This window comes from Pedobacter sp. 05L430 (genome assembly GCF_056397585.1).
In genome coordinates this window covers 1-7,065 of record NZ_JBFTNT010000219.1, presented here as the reverse complement: position 1 = coordinate 7,065, position 7,065 = coordinate 1, and the positions used below count along the sequence as shown (strand labels likewise).

The 7,065-nt window shown below is 41.3% G+C and carries 4 protein-coding genes; all 4 read right to left on the bottom strand.

Going from position 1 to position 7,065, the window contains the following annotated elements:
* Nucleotides 1-375: beta-galactosidase (locus AC1DG9_RS20335; RefSeq protein ID WP_477635141.1), on the bottom strand; the 375-nt coding region annotated here is incomplete at its 3' end.
* 76 nt (nucleotides 376-451) lie between these two features.
* Nucleotides 452-2,155, bottom strand: a complete 1,704-nt coding sequence (locus tag AC1DG9_RS20330) for a RagB/SusD family nutrient uptake outer membrane protein (protein WP_288879174.1) — start codon at nucleotides 2,153-2,155, stop codon at nucleotides 452-454.
* Nucleotides 2,156-2,166: 11 nt separating this feature from the next.
* Nucleotides 2,167-5,352 carry a SusC/RagA family TonB-linked outer membrane protein gene (locus AC1DG9_RS20325; protein WP_477635140.1) on the bottom strand — a complete coding sequence of 1,062 codons (3,186 nt, stop codon included), beginning with the start codon at nucleotides 5,350-5,352 and terminating at the stop codon, nucleotides 2,167-2,169.
* Nucleotides 5,353-5,547: 195 nt separating this feature from the next.
* Nucleotides 5,548-7,065 (bottom strand): hybrid sensor histidine kinase/response regulator transcription factor (locus AC1DG9_RS20320; RefSeq protein ID WP_477635139.1); only part of this gene is annotated, 1,518 nt, incomplete at its 5' end.

The following is a 7,065-nucleotide window of genomic DNA, read 5'->3' as shown; positions in this document are numbered from 1 at the left end:
TTCCCATTCGGCACAGACATAAGGACTAGGCCGCAATATTACCCATAGCCCTTCTTGTTGTGCTATCTTTACAAATTCAGCAATATCATTGTTGCCAGAGAAATCAAACACATCTTTTTCAGGCTCATGTGCGTTCCAGAACACATAGGTTCCAATAGTATTGAGTCCCATGGCTTTTGCCATTTTCAGCCGGTCTCTCCATGCTTCTCTGGGTACGCGTGGATAATGTATTTCACCGGATACAACCTGAAAAGGTTTTCCGTCGAGCAGAAAGTCATTATCCCCAAGTTCAAAAGTATGTGCTACATTATTTTTACTGCAACTGCATAATAGTAGCAATACTGCCGACAAGTAAATTAAATTGAATATTTTCATTTAGGATGTTTTATAAATTGGAAAATTTACAAAATGCCGGAAAAACGTTTTGTTTCCCGGCATTCTATAAATTCTGCTAGTAGTTCGGATTTTGCTGTAATTGGTTCCCTGAGGCAAGAATTTCAGTCCTTGGAATTGGTAACCAATAATGTTTGGTCTCGAACTTACGCCCATCAAGTGCTATCTTGGAAGTAAAAGTAAAAGTTCCATCATTATTTTTGGTGATGACCACACCTCTTGAAGGAAGATTTTCCGTTACATCTGCTATTTTCCATCTTCTAACATCATAGAAACGATGCTCTTCAAACGCAAGCTCTATCTGACGTTCGTGTCTGATAGCAGTACGCATATCAGTCTGTGCCATTCCAGCAGCCAGATCCGGCATATTTACACTAGCCCTTGACCTGATCATATTGATGGCCTGACGGGCTGAGAAGCTTGATCCGGCTGGTACAACATCGGGGCCATAGGCTTCATTTGCTGCTTCTGCAAAATTGAGCAAAACTTCAGCATACCTGATATAAATCCAGGGCTGGAAGCCAGCATTACCCCATGGATTCTGCAAAGGATAGGCATCGTTCATGAATTTTTTAAGATAATAACCGGTTTTTGTAGTATTCCAGTTGTCATTTCCATCTCTGCTATCTTTTCCGCCTGGTATAAACGTTTCTATATTACGCTCGCGATAAGCTGCACCATTATACAAAATGGTTGCTTTAAAACGCGGATCACGATTTTCATAAGGTTTAGCTGGATTATACAGAGGGTTACTGGTATTTGCCGGAAGGCCGTTGGTTAGATCATAAACGTCTACCAGGTTTTGCGTAGGGGTATTTCCGGCCCAACCGCCATAGCCATTTGGTCCGTTAGCGATTTCCAGGTGAGTGTGATTGGCATTCTTGGTATACACACGTTCAAATATGGCTTCATTACTTTCGTTAATCAGGAACATATTACCATAGCCTCCCTGATAGATTCCATATTTGTTTAGGCCAATTACCTGCTGTGCTGCATTTACCGCAGCTTGCCAGGTACCCGCTGCTTCATATAAAGGACTGGCAGCATACAGCAATAATCTGGATTTTAGTGCCAATGCAGCACCTTTGGTAGCCCTGCCCAATAACCATGAATTATCATTATTCAACGGCAATTTAGCCGCAGCGTCATCAAGCTGTGCTGCTACATAATCAATACCCTCTTTAATAGTTGAACGTTTGAATAGCGCAGGATCCTGAAGGTTATCTGTTAAGCCAAGCACCTGATCTCCCATAAGCACTACCTTTCCGTAGTTACGGATCAGATCCTGATAACGGAATGCCCTGATGAACTTTAACTCACCTTCGAGTCTTGTTTTACGCGCGGCACTCATTTGTATGGTAGTTAAAACCTTGAGGGCATAATTGCACTCGCGAATGCCGCGGTAGCTTCTGCCCCATAATACGCCAAGTGCTCCCAGGTTTTCCGGGGCTAACTGCCCTCTTTGTACCAACCAGGTATTGTCATCATTATTATAAATGGACTCATCAGTCAATGAACTCCACATGCTATATTCGAACCCACGTCCAAATCCTGGATTGGTTCCATCTGCTTCTTTATCTTGCAGCCTTGTTCCAATGTAACTATTGGTTACAAAAGCCTCAAACACGGCGGTATCTGTTTCCAACGTATTCGTTGGGATCCGGTCTGTTGCAGTAACATCCAGAAAATCCTTTTTACATGAACTCAGTGCCAGTACACCGCTTAATAAAATAAAAACTGGTATGCTATATTTGTACTTCATTTTTACAAGATTTAAAATTTAACGTTTGCACCTAAATTGATGATCCTTTGCTGCGGATAAAACTGTCCGCTTTCGCTGCTACCTTCAGGATCATAGTCTTTTACTTTAGTGATTGTGAATAAGTTAAAGGCACTTGCAAATATCCTTACTCCGGAAACCTTGATCTTTGATAGAAAATCTCCTTTCAGGTTGTAGGCAAGCTCTACGTTCTTAAGACGCAGGAATGAAGAATTATTCAGCCAGAAATTGTTTTTATAAGCACCCCCACTAATGGCGTTACCTGCACGTTCAGTCACTTTTGGAAAAGATCCGTTAGGATTGGAAGGGCTGAACCTATTATCGGCCCAACTGCTATAAAAATTACCTATACTACCTGATTCTGGCAATACATACTGGCTTACCCTTGCCTGTCCTGCGAACAATACCGAAAGATCGAAGTTTTTATAAGAGGCATTGAAGTTAAAACCATACGTAATTTGAGGAATGTTACCATATTTTGCCATGCTCATATCATCTGCGTTGAGCACGCCATCACGATTATAATCTTCATAGATCAGGTCGCCGATTTTCGCTCCTGAAACATGAGGATTATTATCCAGATCAGCCTGGGTACGGAAGATGCCTATCGCATTGTACAACAAATAACTGTTCAGTGGCCTGCCGGTCTTTTTTTGGTAATCTAACGTACCAGAGGCTTCATCGATGAAGATGACTTCACTTTTAGCATAAGTCATGTTACCAGACACACCCCAGTTGAATTCATTTCCACGATGCGTATAGCCCAGTGTACCCTCAAAACCTTCACTGTTGACTTTACCAATATTTTCTGAAGGAACTAATGGATTGTAATTTGAACTGCCATCATTATAAGGATTCACAATACCAGAAGATCCAGGAAGAGAGGCATTACGTGTTGCAAGGATGTCGGACCTTTTTTGTTTGAAATAGATCGCCTCAAATGTGAAGTTTTTCAGGAATGTAGCGTTAATCCCTATGTCAAGTTTTTTTGATACTTCCCAGGTAATATTCGGGTTAGCAAGTTTTGACAAACCCACTCCCGGTTGAATAGTTGGCGCACCACCTGGTGCTTGCGCCACAAAGCCATTACCTACCAGAATGTAATTATCATAGTACTGAAATGCATTAACATTGTCATTACCCAACGAACCATAAGAAGCTCTTAACTTCAGTTCGTCGAAGAACTTCACATTATCACCGAACCATTTTTCTTTATTGATGCGCCATCCAGCAGAAACCGAGGGGAAAGTACCCCATTGTTTGCCAGGAGCAAAGATGGATGAACCATCGCGACGCAGTTGACCTTCAAATAGATATTTATCGTCGTAGGCATACGCCAGTCTGCTGATTATACTTTTGCGGGTATAGTTTGAACTGTAACCGGAATTCAGAAAATCTGTTGCTGCTGTTCCTCCCTGAGAAAGCTCAGGCAATTGGTTTGACAGGTAATTGAAGCGATCAGCGTCAAAGAACTCAAGGTTATTTTTGCTTTGCTCATACCCCACAAAGGCGTTAATATTATGTACACCAAACTTACGCTCAAAATTCAGTTTAATGTTTGAAGTAAGTAATGATTCTCGTTTTTGCGATTCTTTAAGGGTGGCTTTATTGTTATTCCCTCCATAAACACCTGAAGTGTATGTATCGGTTGATGCTTGATACTCATACAATAAATAAGGTTTATTAAAGGTTTTCACAAATACATTAGACTTGTCTACAGAGAAAAATCCATCTGCCGACAGGCCTTCGATACCCGGTATCTGGTAGCTGCCTTTCAAAATAGCATTAAGCACCTGTGTAGGGTTATTGCTAGTCCCCCCCAAATCCGTTACAAGTACTGCAGGGTTTGAGCCTTCTATCCCTCTGGTTGGCAATCCATTTGGATAAAATGCAGCTACAATAGGTTTAGAGCGGTAAAGTGATCTGAAAAGATCATTGGCGCCAGTTATTGGAAATTTGCGATTTTCTTCGCGGCCGGCAAGTGATAATCCCACTTTCAGACGCTTGCTCACATTTGCATCAATATTTGAGCGGAAATTGTATTGTTTATAGTTGGTAACCCCATTTTTATAGATTCCGTCCTGATCGATCATACCAAGCGACATGTAATACTTCACATCATCAGTTCCTCCGTTTACAGACAAACTGTGCTGATTCTGCAGCGCAGATTTCTTGAGCACTGTTTGAGCCCAGTCTGTATTCGGGTACAAGATCGGATCAGAACCATCCCTGAATTTCTGAATTTGTTCTTCGGAATAAGATTGGTTCAAACCTCCGGATTCACTTGCGTAATAGTTGATCTCGTTCATGATCTGCGCATACGTTGCTGCATCCGCAAGTTTTGGCAAACGGGTAGGTGAACTAAAACCCTGGTTAAAGCTGTAGCTTATGGTAGGCTTACCTGTTTTACCTTTTTTAGTGGTTACAAGGATTACTCCATTGGCAGCTCGATTACCATAGATCGCTGCCGAAGCATCCTTCAGTACCGACACGCTTTCAATGTCGTTCGGATCCAGGCGTTCCAAACCTCCGATTTGTCCGGGTACACCATCTACCACTACAAGCACGGCATTGCTACCGGTTGTGGCTTGCCCGCGAATTGTGATGCTCGAACCATCGTATCCTGGTTCTCCTCCTCTATTATTGATTACCACACCCGAAAATCTTCCTGCCAGTGCATTGGATAGGTTGGGCTGTGGACTTTTAACAAGTTCAGTTCCCTTTACCTGCGAGATAGATCCGGTTACCGTTTCTTTCTTTTGGGTACCATACCCAACAACAATCAGTTCATTTAATGAAGTCTGATCGGGAGTGAGCTGGATATTTAGCAAAGTCTTTCCTCCAACAGGCAATTCTATTTTTGTATACCCAATATAAGTGAAGACAAGGATGGCATTGTCAGGCGCATTTATACTGTATTTACCTTGTGCATCAGTGATTGATCCGGTTGTTGTTCCTTTCACAATTACACTTACTCCCGGTAAAGGGTTGCCTGCTTCATCGCGCACTGTACCTGTGATCACAGCTTGCCGAGCATTAAATGTTGAGGGTTTTACTATCAGCTCTGATGCTTSTGTCGACTGCGCCGAAAGCAGTACCGCGTTTATTACCGTTGCAACAAACACCTTCTTTGTCATCGGCCAAAGCGGAGAATATACATTTCGTATAGTTTTTCTCATATCGATTTATATTTGGTTTTGAAATTATCCTGTCAACTGCTCCCGTTCAAACACAGGATTTATGTTGTGCGCACAACATAAATACCCGATCTTCGATTGAGTCGACAGGGCTAAATTCGATGGATTTACAGAGAATCAAAGGGGGTAAACAACCAATATTAGAGGGGTAAAATTTAGATTCCACCTCAAAAAAGGCTATTTCCTTACTACATCCTTGTTTAGGGTAATATTTTTTGAAAAATTCTTGCGGTATTTCTTGATGTAGTCTGAAGGATTCATCTCGAACAATTTATTAAACTGCTCTCTGAAATATTTAATGTCATTCATGCCCACCATAAACATGGTCTCTGAAATGGTATTGTCTGTATTAATAAATATTTCAGCAGCTTTCCGTAAACGTATAAAACGAATAAAACTGTTAGACGATCGTCCGGAAATAGATTTGATTTTGTTAAACAAGTTAGAGCGCGACATACCAATCTCATCGGCCAGGATCTGAATATTAAAGTTTGGATCAGTAATGTGTTTTTCTACAATCCTGATGCAGTCTTGAAGGAAATCTCTGTACTCAGCCGAGATTCTAAAATTATTTGGGTTCAAAGTAACCTCATTGTAGAAATATTGCTGAAGGCTGCTCTTGCTTTTCAAAATACCCGCAACCCTGGCCACCAACAAATCCTTATCAAAAGGTTTACTGATGTAATCATCGGCACCGATCTCAATACCTTTCAATTTAATTTCAGGCGATGAACTGGCGGTCAGCAACACTATTGGAATATGGCATAAAGAGGTATCTTCCTTGACCAGGCTACAGATCTCTATTCCGCTAATGCCTTGCATCATGACATCACTGATGATGAAATCAGGAAGAAATTCCCGGATCATCTTCATCCCCTCCTCCCCACTTGCAGCAACATACAAGTTGTACTGGGTTTTAAAAACCTCAACCAGATAATCCCGGATGGATTTATTGTCATCTATGATAATGAGGGATTTTCTTTCTGAAGCAAAGGCAGCGTCATATTGTTCTACAGTTATACTTTCTTTTTGATCAAGCGGATTCACCTCATCATCGGCCAATTCCTTTAACAGTAAAGAACTCGTTTCCGAAACCGGGAGAATCTGATCTATGTTAAGGTGCGTTCTTCCTTTCAGCAACGTGATAAAAAAGGTAGTCCCCTGATTCTGGCTACTTTTATAACTGATCGTACCGCCATGACTCTCAATGAAATTCTTTACCAGATATAATCCGATACCGAAGCCAGTTCTTAAAGAATTGTTATGATCAGGCTCCTGATAAAACCTGCTGTAAATTTTCTGTCCTGCGTTGTCGGGAATGCCAGATCCGCTATCATTGACCTGAATCTTTACTGTATCCAAAGTTTCTGACACCTCAAGGGAAACGCGTCCTTCATCTGGTGTAAATTTTATTGCATTTGAAAGCAGGTTAAATATGGCAATCTCTAATTTTTCGCGGTCTGCATAAATCTGTATATGATCTTGTGAAGAGATAAATTCATAGTTTATCTTTCTTGAGCGAGCCTGATGTGAAAAACACAGGTATACTTCTTTACACAAATTGACGATATCCAGATCTGCAGCTTTCAACTTATCTGCCTGGGTATCAGCCTTTCTGAAAAGCAGTAGCTGATCAACCAGGCTCAGTAGTCTTTTTGCATTCCGATAAACGATATTAAGGTTACTGGTATCTAC